22 protein-coding genes are annotated in these 26,055 nt (G+C 70.4%); 8 read left to right on the top strand and 14 right to left on the bottom strand.

Going from position 1 to position 26,055, the window contains the following annotated elements; all coding sequences use genetic code 11:
- Positions 1-13: 13 nt before the first annotated feature.
- On the top strand, positions 14-1,495 hold the full coding sequence (locus KY469_15675) for a glutamate--cysteine ligase (protein ID MBW3664540.1): 1,482 nt from the start codon (positions 14-16) through the stop codon (positions 1,493-1,495).
- Positions 1,496-1,570: 75 nt separating this feature from the next.
- The gene (locus KY469_15670) at positions 1,571-2,638 is read left to right on the top strand and encodes a succinylglutamate desuccinylase/aspartoacylase family protein (protein MBW3664539.1); all 1,068 of its coding nucleotides are present in this window, start codon (positions 1,571-1,573) and stop codon (positions 2,636-2,638) included.
- Here the strand turns inward: KY469_15670 and KY469_15665 are convergent.
- From KY469_15665 to KY469_15655, 3 genes are read right to left on the bottom strand one after another with little or no spacing between them, the layout of a single operon-like run.
- Positions 2,626-3,645 carry a hypothetical protein gene (locus KY469_15665; protein ID MBW3664538.1) on the bottom strand — a complete coding sequence of 340 codons (1,020 nt, stop codon included), beginning with the start codon at positions 3,643-3,645 and terminating at the stop codon, positions 2,626-2,628. The two genes, KY469_15670 and KY469_15665, sit on opposite strands and share 13 nt — an antisense overlap.
- A gap of 4 nt (positions 3,646-3,649) precedes the next feature.
- Positions 3,650-4,486 (bottom strand): mycothiol conjugate amidase Mca, encoded by an 837-nt coding sequence (gene mca / locus KY469_15660; GenBank protein MBW3664537.1) that lies wholly within the window; start codon positions 4,484-4,486, stop codon positions 3,650-3,652.
- Positions 4,483-5,322: a hypothetical protein gene (locus KY469_15655; protein MBW3664536.1), complete on the bottom strand. Its 840-nt coding sequence runs from the start codon at positions 5,320-5,322 to the stop codon at positions 4,483-4,485. Before KY469_15655 ends, mca begins: the two co-directional genes overlap by 4 nt.
- 68 nt (positions 5,323-5,390) lie before the next feature.
- Here KY469_15655 and KY469_15650 point away from each other — a divergent pair, with 68 nt between their 5' ends.
- A complete protein-coding gene (locus tag KY469_15650; protein ID MBW3664535.1) occupies positions 5,391-6,272 on the top strand; it encodes a hypothetical protein in 882 nt (293 codons plus the stop codon).
- 4 nt (positions 6,273-6,276) lie between these two features.
- Here KY469_15650 and KY469_15645 read toward each other — a convergent pair whose 3' ends face one another.
- Both KY469_15645 and ccrA read right to left on the bottom strand, forming a co-directional pair.
- Positions 6,277-6,990, bottom strand: coding sequence for a hypothetical protein (locus tag KY469_15645; protein MBW3664534.1), 714 nt, complete (start codon positions 6,988-6,990; stop codon positions 6,277-6,279).
- A 69-nt stretch (positions 6,991-7,059) separates the two neighbouring features.
- Complete coding sequence (gene ccrA, locus KY469_15640) at positions 7,060-8,391, bottom strand: crotonyl-CoA carboxylase/reductase (protein ID MBW3664533.1); 1,332 nt, start codon at positions 8,389-8,391, stop codon at positions 7,060-7,062.
- Between the two features lie 143 nt (positions 8,392-8,534).
- On the opposite strand from ccrA, the gene KY469_15635 reads away from it, so the two are divergent.
- The gene (locus KY469_15635; GenBank protein ID MBW3664532.1) at positions 8,535-9,515 is read left to right on the top strand and encodes a fumarylacetoacetate hydrolase family protein; all 981 of its coding nucleotides are present in this window, start codon (positions 8,535-8,537) and stop codon (positions 9,513-9,515) included.
- Positions 9,516-9,669: 154 nt separating this feature from the next.
- On the opposite strand, the gene KY469_15630 is transcribed toward KY469_15635, so the two are convergent.
- Genes KY469_15630 through KY469_15620 form a run of 3 tightly spaced genes read right to left on the bottom strand, consistent with a single transcriptional unit; the run spans position 9,670 to position 15,129 of the window.
- Entirely contained in the window at positions 9,670-11,352 is a 1,683-nt protein-coding gene (locus KY469_15630) for a sensor domain-containing diguanylate cyclase (protein ID MBW3664531.1), read from the bottom strand.
- Between the two features lie 43 nt (positions 11,353-11,395).
- Entirely contained in the window at positions 11,396-14,614 is a 3,219-nt protein-coding gene (locus KY469_15625; GenBank protein ID MBW3664530.1) for a fibronectin type III domain-containing protein, read from the bottom strand.
- A gap of 17 nt (positions 14,615-14,631) precedes the next feature.
- Positions 14,632-15,129 (bottom strand): FxsA family protein, encoded by a 498-nt coding sequence (locus KY469_15620; protein ID MBW3664529.1) that lies wholly within the window; start codon positions 15,127-15,129, stop codon positions 14,632-14,634.
- 60 nt (positions 15,130-15,189) lie between these two features.
- Between KY469_15620 and KY469_15615 the strand changes: the two genes are divergently transcribed.
- On the top strand, positions 15,190-15,936 hold the full coding sequence (locus tag KY469_15615; protein MBW3664528.1) for an rRNA methyltransferase: 747 nt from the start codon (positions 15,190-15,192) through the stop codon (positions 15,934-15,936).
- A 37-nt stretch (positions 15,937-15,973) separates the two neighbouring features.
- A complete protein-coding gene (locus KY469_15610) occupies positions 15,974-17,704 on the top strand; it encodes an acyl-CoA dehydrogenase family protein (GenBank protein ID MBW3664527.1) in 1,731 nt (576 codons plus the stop codon).
- A gap of 4 nt (positions 17,705-17,708) precedes the next feature.
- Here the strand turns inward: KY469_15610 and KY469_15605 are convergent, their stop codons facing one another.
- Positions 17,709-18,494, bottom strand: coding sequence for a hypothetical protein (locus tag KY469_15605; protein ID MBW3664526.1), 786 nt, complete (start codon positions 18,492-18,494; stop codon positions 17,709-17,711).
- A 141-nt stretch (positions 18,495-18,635) separates the two neighbouring features.
- On the opposite strand from KY469_15605, the gene KY469_15600 reads away from it, so the two are divergent.
- On the top strand, positions 18,636-19,163 hold the full coding sequence (locus tag KY469_15600; GenBank protein MBW3664525.1) for a hypothetical protein: 528 nt from the start codon (positions 18,636-18,638) through the stop codon (positions 19,161-19,163).
- Positions 19,164-19,192: 29 nt separating this feature from the next.
- On the opposite strand, the gene KY469_15595 is transcribed toward KY469_15600, so the two are convergent.
- Positions 19,193-20,434 (bottom strand): acyl-CoA dehydrogenase family protein, encoded by a 1,242-nt coding sequence (locus tag KY469_15595; protein MBW3664524.1) that lies wholly within the window; start codon positions 20,432-20,434, stop codon positions 19,193-19,195.
- A 250-nt stretch (positions 20,435-20,684) separates the two neighbouring features.
- Between KY469_15595 and KY469_15590 the strand changes: the two genes are divergently transcribed.
- On the top strand, positions 20,685-22,538 hold the full coding sequence (locus tag KY469_15590; GenBank protein ID MBW3664523.1) for a DEAD/DEAH box helicase: 1,854 nt from the start codon (positions 20,685-20,687) through the stop codon (positions 22,536-22,538).
- Positions 22,539-22,584: 46 nt separating this feature from the next.
- Here KY469_15590 and KY469_15585 read toward each other — a convergent pair whose 3' ends face one another.
- The 4 genes from KY469_15585 to KY469_15570 all read right to left on the bottom strand — a co-directional run bounded on the left by KY469_15585 (position 22,585) and on the right by KY469_15570 (position 26,046).
- Positions 22,585-22,920: a hypothetical protein gene (locus tag KY469_15585; GenBank protein ID MBW3664522.1), complete on the bottom strand. Its 336-nt coding sequence runs from the start codon at positions 22,918-22,920 to the stop codon at positions 22,585-22,587.
- Positions 22,907-23,833 (bottom strand): AAA family ATPase, encoded by a 927-nt coding sequence (locus tag KY469_15580; GenBank protein MBW3664521.1) that lies wholly within the window; start codon positions 23,831-23,833, stop codon positions 22,907-22,909. Before KY469_15580 ends, KY469_15585 begins: the two co-directional genes overlap by 14 nt.
- Positions 23,834-23,853: 20 nt before the next feature.
- Positions 23,854-25,413 carry a DUF853 domain-containing protein gene (locus tag KY469_15575; GenBank protein MBW3664520.1) on the bottom strand — a complete coding sequence of 520 codons (1,560 nt, stop codon included), beginning with the start codon at positions 25,411-25,413 and terminating at the stop codon, positions 23,854-23,856.
- A gap of 69 nt (positions 25,414-25,482) precedes the next feature.
- Positions 25,483-26,046, bottom strand: coding sequence for a MarC family protein (locus tag KY469_15570; GenBank protein MBW3664519.1), 564 nt, complete (start codon positions 26,044-26,046; stop codon positions 25,483-25,485).
- Between the last annotated feature and the right edge of the window lie 9 nt (positions 26,047-26,055).

Raw genomic sequence — 26,055 nt, 5'->3', positions numbered from 1 at the left:
GTCGGGCACCGAGATGGGCCAGGACATCGAGCAGGTCCGCTTCACACGCGAGGACCGCCAGCAGTACCGCGAGAAGGTCAAGCGCTGCCTCGAAGCGATGCGGATCATGCTCGACCGGGGGCAGTTCGAGACCGGCCGACGGCTGCTCGGTGTCGAGATGGAGTTCTACGTCGTCGACACCGACGGCGTGCCCATGATGGTCAACCAGGAGCTGCTCGACCGCATCGAGTCGGAGGACTTCCAGACCGAACTCGCCCAGTTCAACATCGAGTTCAACCTCGCCCCGCACAAGATCGTGGGGACCGTCTTCCGTGAGCTCGAGGAGGAGCTGCTCACCTCGCTGAACCACGCGCAGCGTCGGGCCGAGGAGATGGATGCCCGCGTCGTCATGATCGGCATCCTGCCGACCCTCGAGGACCTCCACGTCACCATCCAGAACCTGTCCGCCAACCCCCGCTACCACCTGCTCAACGAGATGATCCTCCAGGCGCGGGGCGAGGACCTGGTGATCAACATCGAGGGTGTCGACAAGCTCGCGACGCAGACCTCGTCGATCACCTTCGAGGCCGCGGCCACCTCGGTGCAGCTGCACCTGCAGACCGACCCCGGCGATTTCGCCGCCTACTGGAACGCGGCCCAGATGGTGTCGGCGGTCCAGGTCGCCATCGGCTGCAACTCGCCCTTCTTCCTCGGCAAGGAGCTGTGGCGCGAGACCCGCATCGCGCTGTTCGAGCAGTCGATCGACACGCGCCCAGAGGAGCTCGCGGCCCAGGGGGTCCGACCGCGCGTGTGGTTCGGGGAGAAGTGGATCGACGACGTTCTCGACCTGTTCGACGAGAACGTGCGCTACTTCCCGGCGCTTCTGCCGCTCACCGAACCCAGCGCTGACCCCTTGGAGGTGGTCGAGAGCGGCGACATCCCCCACCTCGAGGAGCTCAAGCTCCACAACGGGACCATCTACCGCTGGAACCGCCCGGTGTACGACGTCGCCCGAGGCAAGCCCCACATCCGGGTGGAGAACCGCGTCCTGCCCGCCGGTCCGACCATCGTCGACACCATGGCCAACGCGGCGTTCTACTACGGCGCCGTCCACGCGCTGGCGGAAGCCGACGAGCCGCCGCACAGGCAGCTGTCGTTCTACGCCGCTGCGGAGAACTTCTTCACGGCAGCGAAGCGGGGCATCGACTCGGAGCTGTTCTGGCCCGGCGTGGGTGAGGTTCCGGCGACCGAGCTCGTGCTCCGCAAGCTGCTACCCATGGCCCACGAGGGACTGACCTCGTGGGGCGTGGACCGCCGGGACCGCGACCTGTACCTGGGCGTCATCGAACAGCGCTGCCTCAAGCGCCAGACCGGGGCGACGTGGCAAGCCGCCACGTTCCGCAAGTTCTTCGACGGCGACGCCATGGACCGCCACGACGCCCTGATCAACATGACCAAGGCCTACATCGAGCACATGTCGTCCAACGAACCCGTCCACACCTGGCCCTCCCTGTAGCCGGCGTGGGCGCCTGCGTCGGCCCTTCTCGACGTCACCCCGCCGTAGACTGCGCGCCCCGGATGACGAGGGTGGATGGCGGCGGAGACGAGCGAGCTGTACCGGTGGTTCCCGGAGGGGCTCGCGGACGAGCTGCTCGAGCTCGACGAGAACGAGCTCCTGCGCGCCCTCGGCAAGCCCACCCTCATCCGCGTTCCCGGCCGGGGCGAGCAGCGGCCGCGCGCCATCGCCACCCTCCTCCACGGCGACGAGACGACCGGCTACCAGGCCGTCCTGCGCATCATGCGGCGACGGCGCAGCTACCCCTTCGACCTCTACGTGCTCATCGGCAACGTCCGGGCGGCCCTGGCTGACGAGGGCTTCGCCCACCGTTACCTCGACGATCAGGAGGACTTCAACCGCGTGTGGGGACTCGACCAGCCGACGACCCAGATCCGCCGCGCCGCCGACGCGCTGCTGCACGAGCTGCGCGAAGCCAAGCTCGAGTCCCTCGTCGACGTGCACAACAACAGCGGCAACAACCCCTTCTACGCCATCGTCACCGTGCTGCGCGAGGACGCGATCAACCTCGCCACGCTGTTCACCTCGACGATCCTGCACTGGGAGCTCGACGCGCGCACCCTCATGGAGGCGCTGCAGGACGACTGCCCGGCCATCGCGGTCGAGTGCGGACTCCCGGACCGCCCCGAGTCGCTGGCGTTCGCGGTCGACGGGCTGCGGCGCTACCTCGGCTCCCCACCGCTGCGCGACGACGTCCTCGAGCGCGACTTCGACCTGCTCGGAGCGATGCGGAAGGTCCTCGTGCGCCCCGAGGTCCTGTTCCGCTTCGGGGGCGATCTGTCCGACGAGATCGACTTCGTGGTCGCCGAGAACTCGGACGTGACCAACTTCCGCGCGGTGGAGGCCGGCCACGTGATCGGCCGGGTCCACGCCGGAGCGGCGGTGCCGCTGCTTGCGCTGGACGCTGCCGGCAACGACGTCACCGAGGCCCACTTCCACGTGGTGGACGGAGCGGTGGTCACCACGTCGGCGGCGACGCCCGTCATGATGACGCGCACGGTCGAGGCGGCGCGCAAGGACTGCCTCTTCTACCTCACAACGCCGCTCCGGACCCCGGTGATCGCGCCCGATCAGGTGCCGTAGACGAGGTTGTCGCGGAGCTCGTCGACGCTCGACTCGCCGTGGAGGGGGATGCCCGGCACGGGATCGGGGAAGAGGAACTCGAGCTCACCCGCCCTCGAACGGTACGAGAGGGTGCCGAGCACGAGCCTGGTCTCGGCATCCTTGACGTTGTAGCAGTAGCTGACCGCCCCGTCGGGGTGCAGGTAGCGCAAGCCGGCCGCGCGGGTCGGGTCCAGGCGCATCCGCAGACGGGCACGGCGACCGTCGGCGCACGGCACGGACGCCTTCCACTCCGGCCACGACACGTCGCCCAGCGACCGCAGCGACGCGGCGACCGACCCGGCGCCGTAGCGCGCGCCCCGCTCGAGTCCGTTCAGCATGGTCAACCACGGCGACCGCACCGGTCCGGCGAGCCGGACCTGGACCGTGAAGCCCTCGACGGTGAGATCGCTGCCGTCCTCCCACAGGTTGCAGCCGCCGTACGCGTAGCGGTAGGCGTGCTCGGTGCCCCAGTTGTGGTTGCGGTGGCCGACCCAGCCGTCCACCTCGATCGGCTCACCGTCGACGACGAAGCGTCCGTCGAAGACGGTCCGTGGGGAGCCGGTCACGACCTTCTTGCGGGGGAAGCCGGCCTCGTACATCCAGTCGGCGTCGAAGTGACGCAGGGGCGGCAACTCGTGGCGCATCGACAGCTCCCAGCTGACCTCCGCTTCGCCGACGAGCGAGCCCTGAGCGCGGTCGGGCTCGAGCCGGACCGACTCCGAGGTGATCTCGACCCGGTCGGAGGACAGGCTGACGGCACCGAGGTCCACCGACCGTTTCCACACCTGCGGTGGGCCCTCGCGGCGCCACAGCACGGCCCAGAACTCGGCCACAGAGGGGAAGTCGAGCCCGATCGCCGGGATCAGCACGTTGTGCTTCAACCAGAAGGCTCCTGACCCGTCCGGGGCGTTAGCCTTCAGGTAGTTCGACTCGTAGATCCCGCTGCGTCCGTCGGCCGCGACGATGCGTTCGTAGAGATCGTGCACGCTCTCACTCCAGTCCGGCGAACAGGTCGTGCTCGGGCAGCGACACGGGTACCTCGCTGTGAAGCAGCGTGAAGCACTCGTAAGGGAACACCTCGCGCTCCAGGTCCCGCGGCACGGCGAACCACCATCCGTCGGGATCGATCTGGGTGGCGTGCGCCAGCAGAGCCTCGTCACGAAGGGCCAGGTACTCGCCCACCTCGATGCGTGCGTCGCAGTCGCGGGCAGGGCGATCGGCGCGGCGTTCGAGCCAGCCCTCGTACGGGCTGTCGAGCTCCCGAGCGAGCATGGCCTCGTGCAGCGAGTGCACGCGCTCGGCCGAGAACCCCCCGCTGCTGTAGAGCTTCGGAACGGCGTGGCCGAGCACCTCGCCGTCGTCGTCGCGAGCAAGTTCGACGGCGCGCATCGTGACCGTGTGCACCATGATGTGGTCAGGGTGGGGGTAGCCGCTGTCGTCGGGGTACGTCACGACGACATCGGGGCGTTCCCGCCGCAGCACGTCGGCCAGCGGCGTCGCGGCCTCGTCCACCGGTGTGCGAGCGAACGCATCCTCGGGGATGCCAGAGGGGTCCTCGTGGTAGCCGGAATCGGGGAAGCCGAGCTGGTAGGTCGCGCTGAAGCCCAGGATCCCGACCGCATCGGCCAGCTCCTGCCGGCGCTTGTCGACCATGTCCTCAGGCGCGACCGGAGGGTGCTTGTCGTTGAGCACCTCCCCGGCACCACCGTCGGTGCACGTGACCAGCACGACGCGCGTGCCGGCATCGGCGTAGCGAGCGGCCGTCGCGGCGCCCTTCGATGACTCGTCGTCGGGGTGGGCGTGGACGAAGAGCAGGCAGCGGGTCACGGCGTGCGCCGCTCCATCTGCTCGAAGCGCGCGGTCCAGGCCTCCCGGAGCCGCCCCGCACCTCCCGCCTCGAGCTCCGAGACGAACGCGCGGAGCTCCGCCATCGCGGCATCCACTGCCTCCGGCTCACCCATCAGGCGCACGATCATCGGCACCCCCGGGTAGGAGCCGACCTTGACGGCCGGGTAGCGATCCATCAGCGATGCGAAGCACAGGTTCAGCGCGGATTCTGGGAAGCCGTGGGTGAGCTCGCGGACGGCGAACGGCGGGTTGCGATCCTCGACCAGGGGCTCGATGACGTCCTTGGTGATCCCCCTGAGCTCGGAGGGCAAGCCCGGCAGGATCATGATCGTGGCCCCATCCGCGGCGTCGATCCCGCCGTCTACGTCGTAGCGGATCCCCGGCACCCAGCCACCCTCGCGGTTGACCAACTCGCCACCCTCGGGGATCCGTGCCATCCGCATCATGTGGGTGCGGAAATCGTCGGTCACCTCGATGCCCTGCTCGCCCTGCCAGCCGATCGCCATCTCGACCCGGCGGGCGATCCAGGGCTCCTCCACGAGCGGCACACCGAGGCTGGTCGCGATCGCCTCGAAGGTGACGTCGTCGGGGGTCGGTCCGATGCCTCCGGTCGTGAGGATCAGACGCGGCCGAGAACGACCGAGCTCGAGCTGCAGGCACTCGTCGATCGCCGCAAGATCATCGGGGACCGTGTGGATGCGCGTCAGCGGGACCCCCTGTTCACGCAGTCGCTCCGCGAGCCAGTGCGAGTTCGTGTCCTGCACGAACCCGCCGAGGATCTCGTCACCGATGACGAGGATGGAGGCTTCCAACATGGACCGAGGATAGCCGTGGCGCTCCACAGCCCTCCGGGAAGCGTCGGGTAGCGTGCCGCGCCATGTGGATGAGCTCCGAGGATGCCCGCAGCGACTTCGTGCTGGCCGCTGCGGTCTTCCTGCTCGGCGGGCTGGTGAGCGAGTTCGTCGCGCGGTTACCCGGCTACCCGGACGGCACGCTCGCCCTGGCACTCGCGATCGGCTGGGTCTTCGCGCTGAGCGGACTGGTGCCGCTGCTGCTGGCGCGCTACCGCGCCCACGGGATCGGGGCGTTCGGTCTGTCGGGCGACCGGTCGGGGGTGTCGTTCGGCGTGCTCATCGCCCTGCCGGTCGCGGTCGTCGGGATCCTCACCCGCTGGACGAACGGCACGTCGCTGACGGACGCGGCCCTCGGCGACCTCATCGTCGTGCTCGACCCCGCTGACCTCCCCACGCTGGTGCTCGGCATCGGCTTCATCGTGGCCTCCTTCCTCGGGATGCTGCTGCTGTACCCGTTCCTGACCGTCCGGGCCCGCGACGGCTTCGCTCGTAACGTGCTCCCGTTGGTCGAAGCGCTCCGCACGTTCGGGATGGGGGCCGCCGCTGCCTCCCTGGTGTTCGGTCTGCTGAACGCGATCCGGCCCGGGTACCGCCCTGGAGGTGTCCTGTGGACTGTGGGCGGGCTCGCGGTCGCGGTCCTGCTCACCGACCGCGCCGTCGTCGGGGGCATGGAGACCACCCGCGCGACTATCGTCGCCCCGATGATCATCGCCGCCGCGGCGCAGTTCCTCGCGTTCGGCGGGATCTTCGGCAACCGCGACCTGCTCCAGAGCCTGTACCAGGCGAGCCTGGCGGCCGGCACCGCCGTCATCATCGCGACGCTCATCGAGACACGCGCCCGAGCCTGGGCGGTCGTGCCGGTGGCGCTCGCACTAGCGATCTACGCGCGAGAGTCGCTCTCCCCGCTGTGACCGGTCAGGTCGCGGGTCGCCACGCCGCCAACGCGTCGTAGGCCGCGCGAGCGGTCTCGATCGACACCGGTCGTCCGAACTCGACGTGGTCCGACAGTTCGTTCACGGGGACTACGGCGATGTCGACGTTGCCTTCCCGGAGGCCGGCAGGGACGATGGTCGCCTCGTCGACGACGATGACCCCGGCGACGTCGATGTCGATTCGGCGCCGGTCGTGGAGGAGCTCGCGGACGAACGGCAGCAGCCGTCGGACCTCGCCGATCCACTCGGTGGGCGGTGCCTCTCCCTCGACCCGGATCTGCCCATCCACGAACCCGATGGATCCGGGTGCGGGCTTCGCATCGACGATGTAGACCCCGTTGGGTCCGCACACCGCCTTGGGCCACGGTCGCCCCAGCGGGTGGATGAAGTGAGTGATCGGCTGCAACCGTCGCAGCTGGGCGTCAGCACGATCGGTCAGGACGCCGCGCGAGAGCTGCATCGGGTGGGCCTTGGGCCCGAACTGCCGGTAGATGTAGCCGATGAGCAGGTACGCACCGATCGCGACGCCGATCCCGACCGGCCACGCGAGGAAATCGAGACCGAGGTCGTCGCGGAAGTAGCGGAAGCCGGCGAACCACAGCAGCGTTGCGGCCGACGCGACGAGGATCGCCGCGAGCAGGCGAGCCCACCAGGTGCGCAGCATGATGTCGAGTCGGGATTCCCGGCTGCGTGCCACCTCGACCCCCAGTGATCCGTGCTGCCCCGAACGCTCCAACCGTACCGGTCGAGGGGTCGGCCCGGGGCGTTAGCTGAACCGCTTGAAGCGCTCGATGTCCTCGATGTGGTGCTCGCGCTTCTCCGTGTCCGCGACACCCAGCCCCTCCTCGGGCGCGTTGACGAGGATGCCGATCTTGCCGGTGTGCAGGTTGCGATGCACCTGGTACGCCGCCTCCGCGGTCTCGTCGAGCGGGTAGGTCGCGGACAGGGTGGGGTGGATCATCCCCTTGTCGACCAGGCGGATGGCCTTCCACGCCTCGTCGTAGTTGGCGAAGTGGGACCCGATGATCGACTTGAGATGCATCCACAGGTAGCGGTTGTCGTACTCGTGCCGGTACCCGCTTGTCGACGCGCACGTCACGACCTTGCCGCCGCGCTTCGTGACGTACACGGACGCCCCGAACGTCGCCCGCCCCGGGTGCTCGAACACGATGTCGGGATCCTCGCCGACCAGCTCACGGATGCGCTTGCCGAAGCGCTTGAACTCGCCGTAGTCGGGATCGTCGCCGTCCCAGAAGCTGAACCCCTCCGCCTTGCGGTCGATCACCGCCTCGATGCCGACGTCGTGGAGGAGCTGGACCTTCTCGGAGCTCGAGACCACACCCACGGGGATGCCCCCACCGTTCCTGACGAGCTGGACCGCGAACCCTCCGAGCCCACCGGTCGCACCCCAGACCAGCACGACGTCCCCCTGCTGCATGTTGGCGCCGTTGGGGCTGACGAGCATGCGGTACGACGTGGCGAGCACGAGCCCCAGCGACGCGGCTTCCTCCCAGGTGAGGTGGGTGGGCATCGGGATGAGCTGGTTCGCCTTCACCATCGCGATCTCGGCGAGGCTGCCGAAGTTGGTCTCGAAGCCCCAGATCCGCTGCTGGGGATCGAGCATGGAGTCCATGTGACCCTGAGGTGACTCGAGGTCGACGTAGTTGCAGTGCACGACCACGCGGTCGCCGGGCTTCCACTGGGTGACACCGGGGCCGACGCGCAGGACCACGGCGGCGGCGTCGGACCCGACGATGTGGTAGGGCAGGTCGTGTCGCGCCCCGAGCTCGCTCTCGCGTCCGAACTTCTCGAGGAAGAGGAAGGTGGGCAGCGGTTCGAAGATAGAGGTCCAGACGGTGTTGTAGTTGATCGCCGATGCCATCGGAGCGATGAGCACCTCGTTCGGACCGAGCGGCGGTACCGCGACCTCGTCGACGTGGAGCGCCTTGCGGGGGTCCTTGTCGTCCTTGTCGAGGCCCTCGAACATCTCCTGCTCGTCCTTGCGCACGACCGCCGCCCGCATCGAGTCGGGCAGCTCGAGCGCAGCGAGCTCGTCGCCTGGTGCGTCCTCGAGGATGGCCTGGCGGATCCGGTCCATGGTCACGTCGCGACCTCCCTGGCGGTGAACGGGCCCCGGACTCCCACCCAGAGACGCTACCAGCGGCGGGTGGAGCGCTCGGAACCGAGGAGACGTACTAGCGTCCGCGCCTCCCGTCCCGCGACACCGCCGGAGCACGCCTGGTGAAGCTCGCCACGTACCTGCCTCCAGAAGCCCCGCAAGACGGCACCTCCTTCGAACTGGCCGAGTTCGGCCGCGCAGCCGTGGTCGTGCACGTCGCGGGCAGCGACACCCTCTTCGACCTGCAGCGCAACGGCGCCGAGGTCCACGCCGATCTGCCGCGGACGATGCTCGAGCTCATCGAAGCGGGTCCCGATGCGTGGGACGCGGCGCGGGAGCTCGCCTCCGCGGCGGCCTCGGGGCGACTCGCCGGACGCGCCATCGGCAGCGGTGACCGCGCGCTGCCCGTCGATCTGGTCCGGCTGCTCGCGCCGGTGCCGAACCCTCCCAGCCTGCGCGACTTCTACGCCTTCGAGACGCACGTGGCACGGGGCTTCGAGAAGCGCGGCGAGTCGATCCCCGAGGCCTGGTACCAGCTGCCGGCGTACTACAAGGGCAACCACCGCTCGATCCTGGGTCCCGACGAGGAGCTCCCCTGGCCCACGTTCACCGAGGAACTCGACTACGAACTCGAACTCGCGATGATCGTGGGGCGGCGCGGTCGGGGGCTGGACGCGTCGACCGCTGCCGAACACATCTTCGGCTACACGCTGATGAACGACGTCAGCGCGCGCGACCTGCAGCGCCGGGAGATGCAGGTGCGGCTCGGACCCGCCAAGAGCAAGGACTTCGCCACCGTCCTGGGGCCGGTGATCGTGACCGCCGACGCCATCGACATCGAGGCGCTGCACGTCACCGCGGCGATCGACGGCGAGGTGGTCACCGACACGGGCACCGATGACATGCACTGGTCGTTCGCGCAGATGCTCGTCCACGTCAGCGAGGCGGAGGACGTCTTCCCGGGCGACGTCTACGGATCGGGGACGGTGGCAGGCGGATGCGGGCTCGAGCACGGGCGGCTGCCACAGCCAGGCGAGCTGATCGAGCTGCGCGCGGACGCGATCGGGACGCTGTCGAACCGGGTCGGGGCGCGGCACTCGTGAGGGACTCGCCCGATCGACGACGCGGATGCGGCGTCGCCAGGAGGAACGTGCACGCTGCGGGTCCCCCTGCGCCCCGAGCCGCCGAGACCGCGCTCTCGGCGGCGGGCGACGTGGGCTCCCCCGATCGACGACGCGGATGCGGCGTCGCCAAGAACTAGCTGCGGTGCGGCACCCGGGCGATGTCAGCGAGGGGCTCGTCGTCGCGCCCGGCATCGAGCCTGCGGCCGATCCCGAAGGTGACGGGGACCACCTCGTCGCGGACCACGACGGCGTTGCGCCCCGCCGCCTTCCCGCGGTAGAGCGCCTCGTCGGCCTCGCGGATCAGGTCGCCGCGTGACGGCAGGCCGGATTCGTAGGTCGCGACGCCGAACGAGCCCGTCACCTGGCCGAGGTAGCGACCGTCGGACGCGGTGAAGTTCGAGCGTTCGATCGCCTCACGCATGCGCTCGGCCACCTGGCGTGCCTGGTCCGGCGTCGTCTCGGGCAGGATGATCGCGAACTCCTCCCCTCCGTAGCGGCACACGACGTCGGACGAGCGCAGCACGCGCTCGATGAGCCGGGCGAGCCCCTTCAGCAGCTCGTCGCCGGCCTGGTGGCCGAAGCGGTCGTTGACCTTCTTGAACAGGTCGAGGTCCATCAGGATGAGGCTGACCGGCTCCGGTGCACCGCCACCCGCCCGTCGGACCGAGCGGTCGAGCTCCTCTTGCAGTCGCTGCTGGAAGTAGCGGTGGTTGTAGACGCCGGTGAGGGCGTCGGTCACGGACAGGTCACGTAGCTCGGCGTGGAGCCGGGCGTTGTCGAGGGCGAGCGATGCCTCGGTGGCGAGCGTGGCGAGGATGCGCAGGTCGCGGCCGCTGACGCGCGGGGCGCGGCCCAGCGGCTGGCCCACCTCGACCGCGAGCAGGCCCAGCACGCGCCCCTCCGTGGTGAGCGGGACGAGGACGAGGGGACTGTCGATCTCGAAGGCGTCCGCGAGAGCGGCGGGTCGGGCATGCTCGCGCGCGACCAGGACGGGGCGCCGTGACTCGACCGCACGACCGACGGGGCCGGGCCCGACGGTGAGGCGCAGCGCGGACAGCAGCTCGACCTCGTCGGGCGCGAAGCCGGCCGCTCCGGCGGGGCCGAGGTCGCTGCCTCCCTGCGCCATCCACACGACGGCGCGGTCGTAGCTCAGCTCATCGACGACACCGGTCGCGATCGCCTGGCAGACATCGGAGAGGTCGAGGCTGCGTTCGAGCTGGGTGTTGAGCTCGCGCAGGACGGAGAGCTCCTGGTTGGTCCGGCGCAGCTCGCGTTCGCGGACGGCCGAGAAGTACGCCGTGGCGCCGGCCATCAGCCACACGGTCACGATCGAGACGACGATCTGGACGCGGATGAACTGCGCACCCCGCGTCGGGTCCTCGATCTGGAGGTTGAAGAAGCCGATCGTGAAGCCGACCTCGCCGGCCTCCGGCCCCAGCCCCTGGGACTGACCGTAGGCGTTGGCGAGGAGCCCGGCGGTGTGCAGGATGGCCAGCTTCACGCCGGTCCGCCACCCGAAGAGCACGGTGACGGTGACGCTCTGGACGTACATCAGGAAGATGAGCGGGCTGGCCGTGCTGCCCGTGTACCACAGCACCGCGGCCGCCCAGACCGCGTCGGCGAGCAGGGACGCGTTGAGGACCGGACGCCCGACGCTCGGCAGGCCGCGGAGCGCCGCGAAGATCACGCCGTTGAGCAGCAGGTAGCCGGCGCTGGCCAGGGCGAGGATCTGACCGGAGCGGTCGTCGGTGTAGTCCGTGATGGGCGCGAGAGCCACGATCGTCGCCAGGACGATGACGATCCGCGCGATCGTCATGGTCCGGAGCCGCTCGTTCAGCGGTCCCCGGAGCCGATCGGCGTCAGAGGATGTACTCATCGTCGTCATCAGCGGTTCCGGTTGGTGTCTCGACGGTCATGGGCAGGGTGGTGCGGTCCAACCTCCCCTGGACGATCAGGTAGATGAGCAGAACGGCGAGCACGATGAGGGGGATACGGAAGGTCCGGGCCACCGTACCGATGTCCTCGGCGACCTCGGCGGCCGTGCCTGACAGCGCGTCGCTGAAACGGCCCGATCGCAGCGCCTCGTCGGCTGCGCTCAGCGGTGGGAGTCCGCTGTCACCGAGAGCGTCGCCGGGGATCTGTCCAGCGGCGATGGGGGTCCGCCCCTCGTCGTCGCCGTCGCCGTCGCCGTCCCCATCACCGTCCTGGTCGCCGGTGGCGGCCCCGGGAGTATCCCCCCCACCCAGTGCACCAGGCGGCAGGCCGGTCGACGGCGACGGAGGGGTGGTCGGGCCACCTGCGACGGGCCCGCCGTCACCGAACGGTCCACCGGTTCCGCCAGTACCTCCACCGGTGCCGCCGGTGGTCCCGCCACCCGTCCCCCCACTGGGTGGCGGGGAGGGCAGGCCGAGCGGGACGACCGCAGCCAGGCTCTCGGCCGACGGCGGCGACTCGTTCCCGGACGCGTCGATGGCAACGACCGTGTAGTAGTACGCCACGCCTCGCGCCACGCCGGTATCGGTGAACGTCCGCGCGCCGCTGACCTCGCCCAGGACCGCGTAGGGGCCGCCGCTGTTGGTCGTGCGCAGCACGCGGTAGCGGACCGCTCCCTCGGACGCCGCCCACTGCACCCGCAGGTCGAGCCCCGACTGGCTCACGACAGGACGGCTGGGGGCACTCGGTGGGGTGGTGTCCGACGGGACCCCGGACGCGACGGCGGATGGAGACGACCGCAGACCGACCGTGTCGACGGCGATCACCCGGTAGTGGTAGCGGGTCCCGTCGAGGAGACCGCCATCGAGGATCGTCGTCGACGTCGTGGTCGATATCTCCCCCCACGGACCGGACGCGCTGGTGGCGCGCTGCACCACGTATCTGGCGATGTCCGGCTCGGGGTTCGCCGCCCACGTCACGCGGAGTTCCCCGCCCGAGGTGGTATCCGAGACGCGTAGACCCGAGGGCGGCGTCGGGGGACCGTTGACCGGCACCACCCGGACCTCGTTGGAGGGGGCCGATCGGGTGCCGTCGACCGACTCCGCCTGCACGACGTAGAAGTACGACGTCCCCAGCACCAACCCGGCATCGGTGAACGTGGTCCCGGAGACCTTCCCCGATACCGGCGAGTAAGGCCCTCCGGGACTGGTGCTGCGCAGGACGCGGTAACCGGCGCGGGGGTCGTTGCTGGCGTTCCACTCCAGCGAGGCGGTGGACTCGCTGACCGCCGTGACCCGCAGGTTCCCGGGTGCGGAGGGGGGCACGGTGTACGCGGCCTCGGTCGAGGGGATCGACTGCGTGCCCGAGGCATCCTCGGCACGCACGTGGTAGCGGTGTGGAACGCCGACCGGCAGTGGGCCATCGATGAAGGAGCGACCGCCGATGCGTCCGGAGATGTCGGTGAACGAGCCACCGGTGGAGCGGTACACGCGGTAGCCGACCGTGGAGGCCGACGGGCTCGGACCCCAGTCGAGCCGGACCTTCGATCCCGCCTGAGGCACCGCGACGAGCGTGGTCGGCGGGGCGGGGATGCCGGTGTCCTTCGGCACCGCCGACACCGTCGCGGACGGTGACGAACTCGCACCGGCGGCGTCCTCGGCACGGACGCGGTAGTAGTAGGTCGTGCCGTTGACCAGCCCTCCATCCGTGAACGACAGACCACCGGTGGCGCCGACAACGGCGAAGGGCCCACCCGACGAGGTCGATCGTTCCACGACGTAGCGGGTGACGGCCTCGGCGGTGCCGTTCCAGGCCAGGGCGACCGATCGGTCGGCGACCGCGACGACCCGCAGGCCACTGGGTGGCGACGGAGCGACCGTCCCCGCGGCCGGGGCGGTCGGAGCCGATCGCAGACCGTCGTCATCGATCGCGATGACGCGGTAGTACCACGTGCTGCCCGACGGTAGCCCGTCGTTGGTGAAGCTGGTGCCGCCGACGGGGCCCGCGATGCGGGAGAAGGGACCCGCCGCCGACCCAGCCCGCTGGATCTCGTACCCCGCGATGTCCCCCGCCGAGGACGGTGCCCAGGACACCTGGAGCCGGAAGGAGCCGGCAGGAGAGACGCTGATGCTGCCCGGAGCACCGGGGGCGTCGACATCCGCGGGAACCGAACTGGTGCTGTTCGACGGGGGTGAGCGCGTCCCCGCCGCATCGACCGCGACGACCCGATGGTAGTAGCGCGTGCCGTTGTTCAGGCCGGTGTCGGTGTGGGAGGTCCCACCGATGACCCCGGTCACGTCCGTCCACGGCCCCGCGGACGACGTGGCCCGTTGCACGACGTAGCCGGCGACGCGGCTATCGCTCGAGGCCCCCCACGCGAGTCCGATGCGGTTGTCGCCGACGGAGGTGACCTGGAGCGTCCCCGGGGGGGCTAGGTCGGGAGCCGTGGGAGGTCCCGGGACGATGACGGTGTCGCCGGCATCGCCGTGACGCAGCGACGTCCGCCACACGGTCGAGCCAGACGCCTCGTTGCGGCTGATCACGAGGTAGAGCTCGACCGCGAGCCGCTCGTTCGAGAACGCGATCGCGGGCAGCGCGGTGCTCACGGTTGTGGTCCTCGTCCCCGGCCCGCTCAGGACGTTGCTCGTGCCTTGCTGGACGTGGATGCGCCTCGACGAGCCGTCGGACCGGACGGCGTAGTACGCGACCAGGATGTTGCCGGTCGCGTCAGTCGCGGGCACGTCGGTGGTCACCGTGGCGTTGACCGACCACGTCCCTGCCGGAACGGTCCCGTTGAGGTTCCCCGTGGTCGCGTACCCGAAGCCCGTTCCCGACGGTCCTGGGAACCCGGTCGTGGCCGTGCCGCTGCGGCCCGGCTGGAACAGGAACGACCCGGTGGCGCTCCCGTGGTCGATGCTGGTCACGAAGGAGCTCGTCGCCGGCGCGGTGTCGAGTCGCGAGTAGGAGGCCACCCCGGCCGAGGCACCGGTGCGGAAGTAGGTGACCGGGGCGGCCGTGGCAGTGGGGACCAGCAGGGCCACGTTCAAGGCACAGATGAACAGCACGGCGACGAGCCGTGCCGCTCTACCGGCGCCTCGTCCAACAGACACCGGCGAGCCACGCGGATCCGGCGTGGCGTCCAGCACCAACCTCCCTTCCCCGCTTAGGGGGTCGGTCCGTCAGGATCGGAGCTTGAGTCCCGATCCTCGTCATCGACCTCGACGGAGACGACCTCGACACCCAAGGTCTCGCCCCGTCTGGAGTCGCGTCCCCTCTCACGTCGGCTGTCAGTGCCGGAACCGAAGCCCTGGATGGGCATCAACCTCCGACGGATCCCCGCCGCGATGGCGCGACGCGAGATCGGCAGCAGGCACAGCAACCCGACCGTGTCGGTGACGAACCCCGGGGTGACCACCAGCGCCCCGCCCACGAGGACGAGCGCCCCCTGGGCGACCTCGTCCCCCGGCCAGCGACGGTCCGCCAGGGCGGTCCGGAAGTTATCCCAGGCCCTACGACTCTGGCTGTGAACCAGCACGGCGCCGATCAGGCCGTCCCCGAAGAGCAGCAACAACGTCCACCCCCAACCGATGACGTCCTGCACCTCCCCGATCACGACCAGCTCGACGATCGGGAGGACGACGAACAGCAGCAGGATCGGCACAGCGCAAGCCTACGTGGCTAGCGTCCCCGCAGGCGGGGAAGGATCACGGTGCCGAGCGCGATGGATGCCGTCCGGGGCGCCGCCTCGGACCACGACCGGGTGCTACTCGCGGGCCTGCACCCGTTGAAGCACGCCCTGCGCTTCGGCGCCGCGGTGATGGCGGTGGTGCTGCGCGAGGGCGTCGACCTCCGGCGGGCGACCACGGTCCTGGCACCCGACCTGCCCGATCTGCTCGACGTCGAGCCCGTCGAGGTCGCGCCCGCGGTCTTCGAGACCCTGACCACCCGTCCGCCGCCTGACGGGATCGTCGCCGTCGCAGAGCGCCCCACCGTCGATGCGTCGGAGGTGCTTCGCGGGAGCGCTGGTCCCGTCATCGTTCTCGAGGAACCACGACACCTCGGCAACATCGGCGCGTGTGTGCGCGTCGCGGCGGCTGCAGGGGCATCGGGACTCCTGGTGACCGGGACGAGCGATCCCTGGCACCCGGTGGCGGTCAGGGGGGGCGCGGGGCTGCAGTTCGCCCTGCCGGTGGCTCGCACCGACGCCGTGCCCTCCACTCCCCGGGCGCTGGTGGCGGTCGATCCCGGTGGAGCGGTCCTCGACCCGACATCGCTGCCCCTCGATGCCGTGCTGGTCTTCGGGACCGAACGCGACGGCGTCCGCCCCGCCACCCGGGACCGTGCCGATCACGTGGTGCGTCTGCCGATGCAGCCGGAGGTGTCGAGCCTCAACCTCGCCACCGCCGTAGCGGTGGTGCTCTACGCGCTGCGAGGGCTGGAGCAACGGCCCCGCTGGAGCGTACGCTGACGACCCAAGAGGCGGAGCGGAGCATGTCGTGACCACCGTGGACCAGGCTGGCTTCTTCCAGGACGCGCCGCGGCTGCGCGACGAGTGGGAGGACGATCACGCCCTGCGGGCGTACCTCGAGCGGGTCGTGCCTGCGGACGTCCTCGCGGAGATCACCCCGAGCCTGACCGAGATGGGCCACCTCGCCGCCAACGAGCTGCGGGACCTCGCCGTCGAGATGAACCGGCGCGACAACGAGCCCCGCCTCGTCCACTTCGATGCGTGGGGACGCCGCGTCGACCGCATCGAGACCGCTCCGGCGTGGGGGCGGATCGGCGCGTACGCCGCGCGGCACGGTGTCGTCGCCACGGCCTACGAGGATGCGCACGGGGCGTGGTCGCGGCTGCACCAGATGGCGCTGGCGTACCTGTTCAACCCTTCCAGCGCGCTCTACTCCTGCCCCCTGGCGATGACCGACGGTGCCGCCCGGACGCTGCTCGACCACGGGGAGCAGGCGCTGATCGACCGCGCGGTACCTCACCTGACCAGCCGCGACCCGGCGACCGCGTGGACGTCGGGGCAGTGGATGACGGAGCGCACCGGCGGGTCGGACGTGGGCCTGTCCGAGACGACCGCCACGAAGGACGGCTGGATCGACGACCGCGGCTTGGACGTCTGGAGGCTCCACGGCACCAAGTGGTTCACCTCCGCCATCACGTCCGAGATGGCCCTGACGCTCGCGCGCCCCGAGGGCAACCCCGGCGGCGGACGCGGCCTGGCGATGTACTACGTCGAGACGCACTGGCCGGAGCCGGACGGCCCGCTCAACGACCTGCGGGTCCTGCGCCTCAAGGACAAGCTCGGGACGCGGCAGATGCCGACGGCCGAGCTGGCCCTCGACGGCACCATCGGCTTCCTCGTCGGCGGGCCCTCGGACGGCACCCGTAACATCGTGCCGATGCTGCAGGTGACGCGGCTGTGGAACGCCGTCTCGGCCGCCAGCGGGATCCGTCGAGGTCTCGCCCTCGCGCGCGACTTCGCACGCCGCCGGGTCGCGTTCGGCCGCGCCCTCGCGGACCAGCCGCTGCACCAGGTGACCCTGGCCGACCTACGCGTCGAGCACGAGGCCGCGCTGCAGCTGACGTTCCGCGCGGTCGAGCTGTTCGGCCGTGCCGAACGCGGAGAAGCCAGCGACGAGGAGCGGCAGGTGCTACGGATGCTGCTGCCAGTCGCGAAGCTGGTGACCGGCAAGCAGGCCGTCGCGGCGGCGTCCGAGGCGCTCGAGGCGTTCGGCGGGGCGGGCTACATCGAGGACACCCACCTTCCGGTGCTGCTCCGGGACGCGCAGGTGCTGCCCATCTGGGAGGGCACCACCAACGTGCTCTCGCTCGACACCCTCCGTGCCCTCGCCCGTGACGGTGCCCTGCCCGCCTACCGCGCCGAGATCGCTGACCAGGCCGAGCGCAGCGCCCACCCCGATCTGGCGTCGATCGGCCGCGCGGCCATCGCGGCCGCCGACCATGCAGCCGCGTGGGTCGCTCGCGCCCTCGAGGAGGGCGGGCTGGACGCCGCCCAGCACGGAGCCCGCCGCTTCGCGGTGACGCTGGGCCGCGCCCACACGGCCGTCTTGCTGGCGGCACAGGCGCAGCACGACCTCGAGCGGCTGCACGACGGCCGCGGGCTGGCGGTGGCGCGTCGCTACGCGGCACGTGGGCTCGACCTGATCGTCGACGACGCTGACCCGGTCGGGGACGCCGCGCTGGCTCGAGATGAGGCGCTGCCCGGGTGACCGGTCACACCACCGGTACGTTGGTCACGCGCCGGTTGATGGCATCGAGGGCCGCCCGCAGCGCAGCGGTCTGATCGTCGCCCCGCACGACCGCGCCTCCCACGAGCTTCTCGGTCCCCGCACGCGTGACGAACGCCACGCTGACCACGACCTGCTGATCCTCCCCGTCGTCGGTCAGCTGCAGCGACTCGAGCTCGAGCCGCGCGCGATCGCCCAGCATGGCCTCGATCGCGGCGAGCCCGGCCCGCGCGATGGCACGCAGGGTCGCCTTGTGGGTCTTCGCTGCGGTCGCCTCGCCGGTGAGGTCGCGGCCCTCGCTGTGGAGCACGACGCGCGCACGCACGCCCAGTCCCTCCTCGGTGACGAGCAGATCACGGATGACGGGCCGGCCGTTGCGCCCGTCATCATCCGCCGAGGGCTGGGCTCGCGTCCGGCTGATCTCGCGCGATGGCCCACGGACGTCTGGCTCCGGCCCTTCCGCGGCGGCGGCCTCGGGTTGTGGAGGCGTCGAGGGGGCGCGCGGCGTCCCGGGAGCGACGGTCGGCTCCGCCTCGGGCTCGGCCTCGTCCGAACCGGCGGGGCGCGGACGGATCGCGGACGGGTCGATAGCGAGGCCGAAGCGGGTCCTCAGCAGGTCGGAGACGTTCTGGGCGACCACATCGGCGTCACCGCCCGGGGCCAACGTGATCCGCAGACGGGCACGACCGGACTCGGAGGGGCGCACGCTGGCGGTGGCCACGCCGTCGACCGCGGCCACGGCCGTCTCCACCTCGCGGTGATCGAGCGGCATCGGGTCCTCGTTCCGTCGCGGGGCGCACGCCCCCCGGTAAGGTGAGCTTCGGCGCGGTAACGCGTCAACTCAAGCGCCGCTTCACGCCCCCCGTGACCAGAACCCGTAACCGCACCCGGTAACCGCACAGGGAGGACGGCTGTGGCCTTCTGGCGTCGCCGGAAGAGGGCAGAGGACGCACAGGCCGAGGTCGAGACCTTCGAGAGCTTCACCGCGACCAAGCCGCCCGAGCGGACACCAGTCGCGCCGCGGGTCGAGACGCATCTGTTCCCCCTGCCCACGCCGCCGGGCCCGACCCGACCGCAGGACGAGGAACCTGAGCCCGAGCCGGAGCCCGCACCCGAGCCTGAACCGCTACCCGTGTACGAACCGGAACCAGAGCCCGAGCCCGAACCCACCCCGCCCGAGCCCGAACCCGCCCCGCCCGAGCCCGAACCCGCGGCACGCGAGCCGGAGCCGGCACCACCTCCGCCCGCACCCCCGCGGCCGCGACCCCCACGCACCGCGGCTCCGGTCGAGACGTCGCTGGAGGTGACGGTGCACGACGAGCGACTCCAGGGCCGATCGACGCCCCTCGACCTGACCCCCTCCGAGGCGATCGTGCTCGCGCGCGATGGCCGGCACGGCCTACGCCGGAAGGTGGGTGGCGACGAGGGCACCCGCGACTGAGGAGAGCGCGCTAGGACGCCTGTGCCCTCCTAGGCACCGTCCCCGCCGGCGGCCCGGGCGATCTGACGCGAGATGACCAGCTGCTGGATCTCCTTGGTGCCCTCGAAGATCTCGTAGATCTTGGCATCGCGGTGCCACTTCTCGACCGGGAACTCGCGGCTGTAGCCGAAGCCGCCGAGGATCTGGATCGCCTCGTCGGTGGCCCACACGGCGACCTTGCCGGCCTTCAGCTTCGCCATGGACCCCTCACCCTGCACGTAGGGCGTCTGGGTCGTCCCCATGTTGATGCCGCGCCAGCACAGCAGGCGAGCGGCGTCGATCTCGGTCGCCATGTCGGCGAGCTTGAAAGCGATCGCCTGGTGGCGGATGATCGGTACACCGAAGGTCTCGCGCTCCATCGCGTAGTCACGCGCGAACTCGAACGCGGCGCGGGCGATGCCGACCGCCTGGATCCCCACCAGCGGGCGGGTCGCCTCGAAGGTGGACAGCGCCCCGGACTTGGCCTTCCGCGCCCGATCGGGGTTGCGGGCGCCCTCGATCTTGGCGTTCAGCTTGTCCTCGCCACCGAGCAGGTTCTCGTCGGGCACGAAGACGTCCTGGAAGGTCAGCTCGGCGGTGTGCGAGGCACGGATGCCCAGCTTCTTCTGCTTCTTGGACATCGAGAAGCCGTCCATGTCCTGGGTGACGATGAACGACGCCTGACCGCGGTGGCCGAGCTTGGGATCGACGGTCGCGACGACGACGTGGACGTCCGCAATGCCGCCGTTGGTGATCCAGATCTTCTCGCCGTTGAGGACCCAGCCCCCATCGACCCTCTCGACGCGGGTCCGGATGCGCGACACGTCCGAACCGGCACCTGGCTCGGTGACCGCGTAGGCGCCGACCTTGACGTCGTCGGGGGTCCCGAAGATGCGCGGAGCCCACTCGCCGATCTGTTCCGGCGTTCCCGACGAGGCGAGGCCCGCGAGGCAGAGCCCGGAACCGAAGATCGCCAGCCCGATGCCCGCGCAACCCCAGAAGGTCTCCTCGAGGATGAGGCCCGAGGTCAGGCCGCTGGGGTCCTGCCCGGCCATCTGGTAGTAGTCCATGCCGTACAGCCCGATCTGGGCCGCCTTCTCGACGATGGGCCAGGGGAACTCCTCGTGCTCGTCGTAGTAGCGGTGGGCCGCGAGACCGTCGACCTCCGCCTCACGCATCTCCTTCTGGGCGAACTCGTGCGCCCACTTCTGGGCCTGGATCTGCTCCTCGGTGAGCTGGAGGTTGAAGGTCACGTCGAGCTCCTCGTGGGAGGTGGCACGTGTGGCACCCGGCCCGGGTCCGCGTCCGCCACACTACCGGCGGTAGCCGAGAGCGCTCCAATCGCGCCCAGACCGTCGAGCGAGGCCCCCACCTGGTACGCTGGACCTTGTCCACGCGCCTCCTTCGGTCCCGGCGGACACCGCACGGATCCTCGCGCACGGACATCCACATCGCTCACCGACCCGCAACCGCGGCCGGACGAGCACGACGAGAGACCTCCACTTGACGAACGTTCCCACGAAGCCGACCTTCTCCGACCTCGGTCTCGCCGAGACCTTCACCCTCCCCCTCGCCGACGACGGCATCTCCGAACCCTTCGAGATCCAGAGCCTGGCGATCCCGCTCGCGCTCGACCGACACGACCTGATCGGGCAGGCCCGCACCGGGTCGGGCAAGACGCTCGCGTTCGGACTGCCCATCCTGCAGCACGTCGACCCGACCTTCAAGAAGGCCCAGGGCCTCATCGTCACGCCCACGCGTGAGCTGTGCCTGCAGATCGTCGAGGACCTGACCAAGGCTGGCCGCGAGTCGGACGTCACCGTGGCCGCCGTCTACGGCGGTGTGCCGATCGAACCCCAGGCCAAGGCTCTGACGGGCGGGGCGCACATCGTCGTGGGGACGCCGGGACGGCTGCTCGACCACCTCGGACGCGGCAACCTCGACCTGTCCACGATCCGCACCCTCGTGCTCGACGAGGCCGACGAGATGCTCGACATGGGCTTCCTGCCGGACGTCGAACGTCTCATCCGCGCGTGTCCCGACGACCGCCAGACGCTGCTCTTCAGCGCGACGATGCGCTCCGAGATCGTCGAGTTGGCTCGCCGGTACCTGCGCAAGCCGACGTTCCTGCGCGCGCAGGACCAGGAGCTGTCGATGCCATCGGGCATCGAGCATCACTTCTTCATCACGCACAAGCTCGACAAGCCGCGCGTACTCGCACGCGTCCTCCAGCAGCCGGCGCGCGGTCTCGCCCTCGTCTTCACCCGTACCAAGTACATGGCGGACCGGCTCGTGCAGGAGCTCAACGATCTCGGGGTCGATTCCATCGCGATCCACGGCGACCTGCGCCAGCAGACACGCGAACGCAACCTCGGTCGCTTCCGCGACAACAAGGTGGACGTCCTCGTCGCCACCGAGGTCGCCGCCCGCGGCCTCGACATCGGCGGGATGACCCACGTCGTCAACTACGACTGCCCCGACGACGAGAAGATGTACCTGCACCGCGTCGGGCGGACCGCCCGCGCAGGCGAGCACGGCGTGGCCATCACCTTCGCCACCCACGCCGAAGTCGATCGGCTCAACGTCATCCGCAAGGCCCTCGAGCTGCGCGAGCACACCTTCGAGGAGGTCTTCTCCACGTCGAAGGAACTCACCGAGCGCTTCGATCTGCCCGCGGCGACGCCGTGGGACCAGTTCGGGAGGAGCGCCGGGTCGGGCGAGGGTCGCGGGGCGAAGAGCCGCGGATCCGCCAGGAGCGGGCGCAAGCCCAGCAAGAACGACCCGCGGCCCGGCAGGAGCGAGCAGAAGCCCAGCAAGCGCGACCAGCGATCCGGTAGGAGCGAGCAGAAGCCCAGCAAGACCGACGAGGCGGAGCGCTCGCGTAGCCGTGGCCGCGAACCCGAGCGAGCGGATCCTCAGCTCCAGGAGCCGACAACCGTGAACGCCGAGCCGTCGTTCGATCTCGGTGACGACAGCGAGGTCGTGCGGACCCGGACCCGCTCGCGGATCACCCCGGAGATGGACGCGGATGCGGGCCGCGAGTCGACAGCGGACACCGGTGGACGGTCCAGCGGCCGCAGCCGGTCGCGCGCCCGATCCACGAGCGGCGACTCCTCTGGCCAGCGGTCCTCGTCCCGTTCGGGGTCGAAGTCCGGTTCCCGATCGCGGTCTGGTTCTGGGTCGAGGGCGACGGCCGGGGCGAAGGCGGGTTCCGAGGGGGGCTCACGCCGGTCGGGACGCCGGGATGACGACAGCTCGCGCGCAGGTCAGCACGAGCGCCCCGAGCCGGTCCCTCAGCCCCGGGGGAACGGCCAGCCGCGCCTGTCGCGGCCACTGAAGGTCGAGCACATCCCCTGACCGACCGTGCTCGGAGGACTCGGCTCGGTCCTTCGATCTGCAGGGATCAGTCCGGGTCGGGACGGTTGAGGTACGCGCCGAGGGTCCCAGCGACGCGGAAGCGCAGCCACGAGCGCTTCTCGCAGGCGGGACAGCGGGCCCAGACGCGGCCACCATCGCGCATCGGGTTCACGAACATCGGCGGCCGCACGAGGCTGAGCAGGTCGCCGACCTTGAGCGCCCGCTGAGTACCGCAGCGCTCGCAGTGGATCGTGACGGGTGCGGTCGGGGGCGCCTCGGGCGAGGTCGTGTAGAGGGCTTCCTTCCCCGCGCCGTCGCGCTCAGGGAGGCTCTTGGGGTCGGGGCGAGAGACCCGATCGAACCGCGGGTCACGTGCGGGCACGCTCGGCCTCCACGTCGAGATCGCGCACGACGAGCTCCTCCTCGTCGGAACCCTGCGTATCGGTCGTCGATCCCCCCGAGACCTCCTCCTCGGTTCCGAGCACGTCGTCGCGGCGCTCGTCGTCCCATCCGGCGTCCTCGTACAGCCCGGGCGGGACGGGCAGACCCAGCAGCTCGCGCGCGATCGCTCGGTAGGCAGCCGCTCCGGGGATCGAACCCGAGAGCCGCAGCACGCTGGCCCCCTCGGTCGGCGCCTCGGCGAAGCGGATCGACTTGCGCACCGGCGGACCGATGAGCGGCAGGCCGTAGCGCGCCAGCAGGTCGCGGAGCACGTCACGGCTGTGGTTCGTACGCGGATCGAAGAGGGTCGCGATGATGCCCCGTGTCTCGAGGGTGCGGTTGGTGAGCCGCTTGACGTCCTGGATCGTCTCGAGCAGCTGCGCCACCCCGCGGTGAGACAGCGTCTCGCACTGCACCGGGATCACGACCTCGTCCGCGGCCGTCAGCCCGTTGATCGTCAACACACCCAACGACGGCGGACAGTCGATGATGATGCGGTCGTAGCTGTCGAGGAGCTCGGCCAGCTCGCCACGCATCAGGTACTCCCGCCCCGTCCGGCTGAGCAGCGTCACCTCCGCCCCGGCGAGGTCGATGTTCGACGGGGCGAGGTCGACCTCGCGGTGCTGCACGATGGTCTCGACCAGCGGGGCGCGCCCGACGACGGTGTCGTGCAGCGATGGCTGCACGGAATCGGGGTCGTAGCCCAGCGAGAACGTCAGGCACGCCTGCGGATCGAGGTCGATCACGAGCACGGCGCGGTCGAGCTCGGCCATCGCGGCGGCGACGGTCAGCGCCGAGGTCGTCTTGCCGACACCACCCTTCTGGTTGGCGAAGGCGATCACTCTGGCGGTCACACGGTTCCCCGATCGGGTCGTCAACGTCTCAGGTTGCCGAGTAGGCCGCGGATGAGCGAACGGCCGACCTCCCGGCCGATCGAGCTGGCGGCGCTCTTCACGAACCGCTCGCCGGCCGACTCCCGGCCACGTCCAGCACCGCCACCAGCGCTCCGTTCGGCGTCCTCTCGCCGCCGTTCGACCACATCCTGCTCCTCGTCGGTCCTGCTGGCCTCCTCCGCCGCCTTCGCGCGTGCCTCGGCTCGGGCGGCGAGCAGCTCGTGCGCGGACTCGCGGTCGACCTCCTCGCTGTACCTGCCCTTGAGATCGGAGGCGGCGATCAAGGTCCCTACGAGCGTCTCGGTCGCCGGTTCCATCTGCGAGACGGGAGCGACCACGCGTGTCGGCACCGTCGGCGTCGGGGCACCGCTGGGCCCCAGGACGGTCACGAGCGCCTCACCCGTCCCGAGCGCCGTGAGTGTCTCGCGCACGTCGTAGTGCTCCGAGACCGGGAACGTGGCCGCGGTCGCCTTGAGCGCCTTCTGGTCCTGTGGCGTGAACGCTCGCAGCGCGTGCTGGACGCGGTTCCCGAGCTGCGCCAGCACCTCATCAGGGAGGTCCGTGGGGTTCTGGGTCACGAAGAAGACGCCGACCCCCTTCGAGCGGATCATCCGCACGGTGAGCTCGATCGCCTCCTGGAGGGCCTTGCTCGCGCCCTCGAAGAGCAGGTGCGCCTCGTCGAAGAAGAAGACGAGGCGCGGGCGGTCCTGATCACCGACCTCGGGGAAGGTCTCGTAGATCTCGGCGAGTAACCACATCATGAAGGTCGAGAAGACCCGTGGCTGGCTCTGCATGTCGGTGAGGTTCATCACCGAGATGGCGCCCTTGCCGTCCCGCGACCGGAGCAGGTCCTCGACGTCGAACTCGGGCTCGCCGAAGAAGGCCTCGGCGCCCTGGTCGTCGAGTTCGAGTGAACGCCGCAGCAGCACGTTGAGGGTCGAGGTCGCCATCGCCCCGTACTGCTCCTCGATCTCGGCGCCCTCATCCGAGAGCGCGTGGCGGAGCAGAGCGATGAGATCCTCGAGGTCGAGCAGGGCCAGACCGGCTTCGTCGGCGAAGCGGAACAGCACCTGCAGGACGGACTCCTGGGTGGCGTTGCAGTCCATGATCTTCGACAACAGGAGCGGGCCGAACGAGCTGACCGGGACCCGCAACGGGGTGCCGAGCTCGCCCGACAGCGACAGCAGCTCGACCGGGAACGCCTCCGGCTGCCACGGCAGGTCCATGCCGTCCATGCGCTCGTCGATGGGGCCGGCACCTGGGCTGGGCGTGGCGAGGCCGGTCAGGTCGCCTTTGAGGTCGGCGAGGAAGACCGGCACACCCGCGCGTGAGAGCTGTTCGGCGAACACCTGCAGGGTCTTGGTCTTGCCGGTCCCGGTGGCACCCGCGATCAGGCCGTGCTTGTTGAGGTGCCGGAGGGGGGCCTGGACGTAGTGGTCGTTGAGGGTCCCCTCCAGGTCCGGTGCGAGGGGTCGGCCCAGGATGACCGCGTCGTCGTCGAAGCCGTAGCCCTCGGCGAGGACCTCGTTCAGCTCGGACACCACAGCCCTTCCCGGTCGGTCCGGCAGCGTACCCAGCGCCCCGGACACCGCCGGGATCGGACGGACGGCTCAGGCCGTCCGCACGTACGCGATGATCGCCTGCGCGACGAGTTCGATCGAGATCGCGGTCAGCAGCATCCCCATGACCCGGGTGATCAGGTGGATGCCGTTGTCCTTCAGCAGGTTCTCGAGGAACACCGAGTACCGGAGGGCGACGTAGACCACCGCCAGTGCCGCGGCGATCGCCAGCGCCACCGTCAGCTGACGCGACGCCAGCGCCCCGCCACCCTCGCCCGTCATGAAGACCATCGCCGCCGCGATCGCCCCGGGACCGGCCACCATCGGGGTCCCGAGCGGCACGATCGCGACGTTGACGCCCTCAGCTTTGTCGGGCACGAGGATGTCGCCCCGCAGCATCTCCACGGCCACGAGGAACAGCATGATCCCGCCGGCCGCCTGCAACGCGGGGAGCCCGATGGACAGCAGGCGGAGGATCTCGGTACCGAAGAACGCGAACAGGTAGACGATGACGGTGGCAGCGACGACCGCGTTCAGCGCGGTGCGGCGTCGGCGTCGGCGCTCCTCACCTCTCGTGAGCGCGAGGAACACGGGAACGTTGCCGAGCGGGTCCATGATGACCAC

The sequence above is a fragment of the Actinomycetota bacterium genome (genome assembly GCA_019347575.1).
In the GTDB taxonomy this organism is placed as follows: Bacteria; Actinomycetota; Nitriliruptoria; order Nitriliruptorales; family Nitriliruptoraceae; genus JAHWKY01.
This window is presented reverse-complemented; position numbering and strand designations above follow the sequence as displayed.

Coding starts and splice junctions, on each gene's coding strand:
- KY469_15630 (MBW3664531.1), bottom strand. CDS start 11,352: ATGACGATCGCGCGGATCGTCATCGTCCTGGCGACGATCGTGGCTCTC.
- KY469_15650 (MBW3664535.1), top strand. CDS start 5,391: ATGAGCTCCGAGGATGCCCGCAGCGACTTCGTGCTGGCCGCTGCGGTC.
- KY469_15675 (MBW3664540.1), top strand. CDS start 14: ATGGGCCAGGACATCGAGCAGGTCCGCTTCACACGCGAGGACCGCCAG.
- KY469_15570 (MBW3664519.1), bottom strand. CDS start 26,046: ATGGACCCGCTCGGCAACGTTCCCGTGTTCCTCGCGCTCACGAGAGGT.
- KY469_15655 (MBW3664536.1), bottom strand. CDS start 5,322: ATGTTGGAAGCCTCCATCCTCGTCATCGGTGACGAGATCCTCGGCGGG.
- ccrA (MBW3664533.1), bottom strand. CDS start 8,391: ATGGACCGGATCCGCCAGGCCATCCTCGAGGACGCACCAGGCGACGAG.
- KY469_15605 (MBW3664526.1), bottom strand. CDS start 18,494: ATGCCGCTCGATCACCGCGAGGTGGAGACGGCCGTGGCCGCGGTCGAC.
- KY469_15615 (MBW3664528.1), top strand. CDS start 15,190: ATGGATGCCGTCCGGGGCGCCGCCTCGGACCACGACCGGGTGCTACTC.
- KY469_15670 (MBW3664539.1), top strand. CDS start 1,571: ATGGCGGCGGAGACGAGCGAGCTGTACCGGTGGTTCCCGGAGGGGCTC.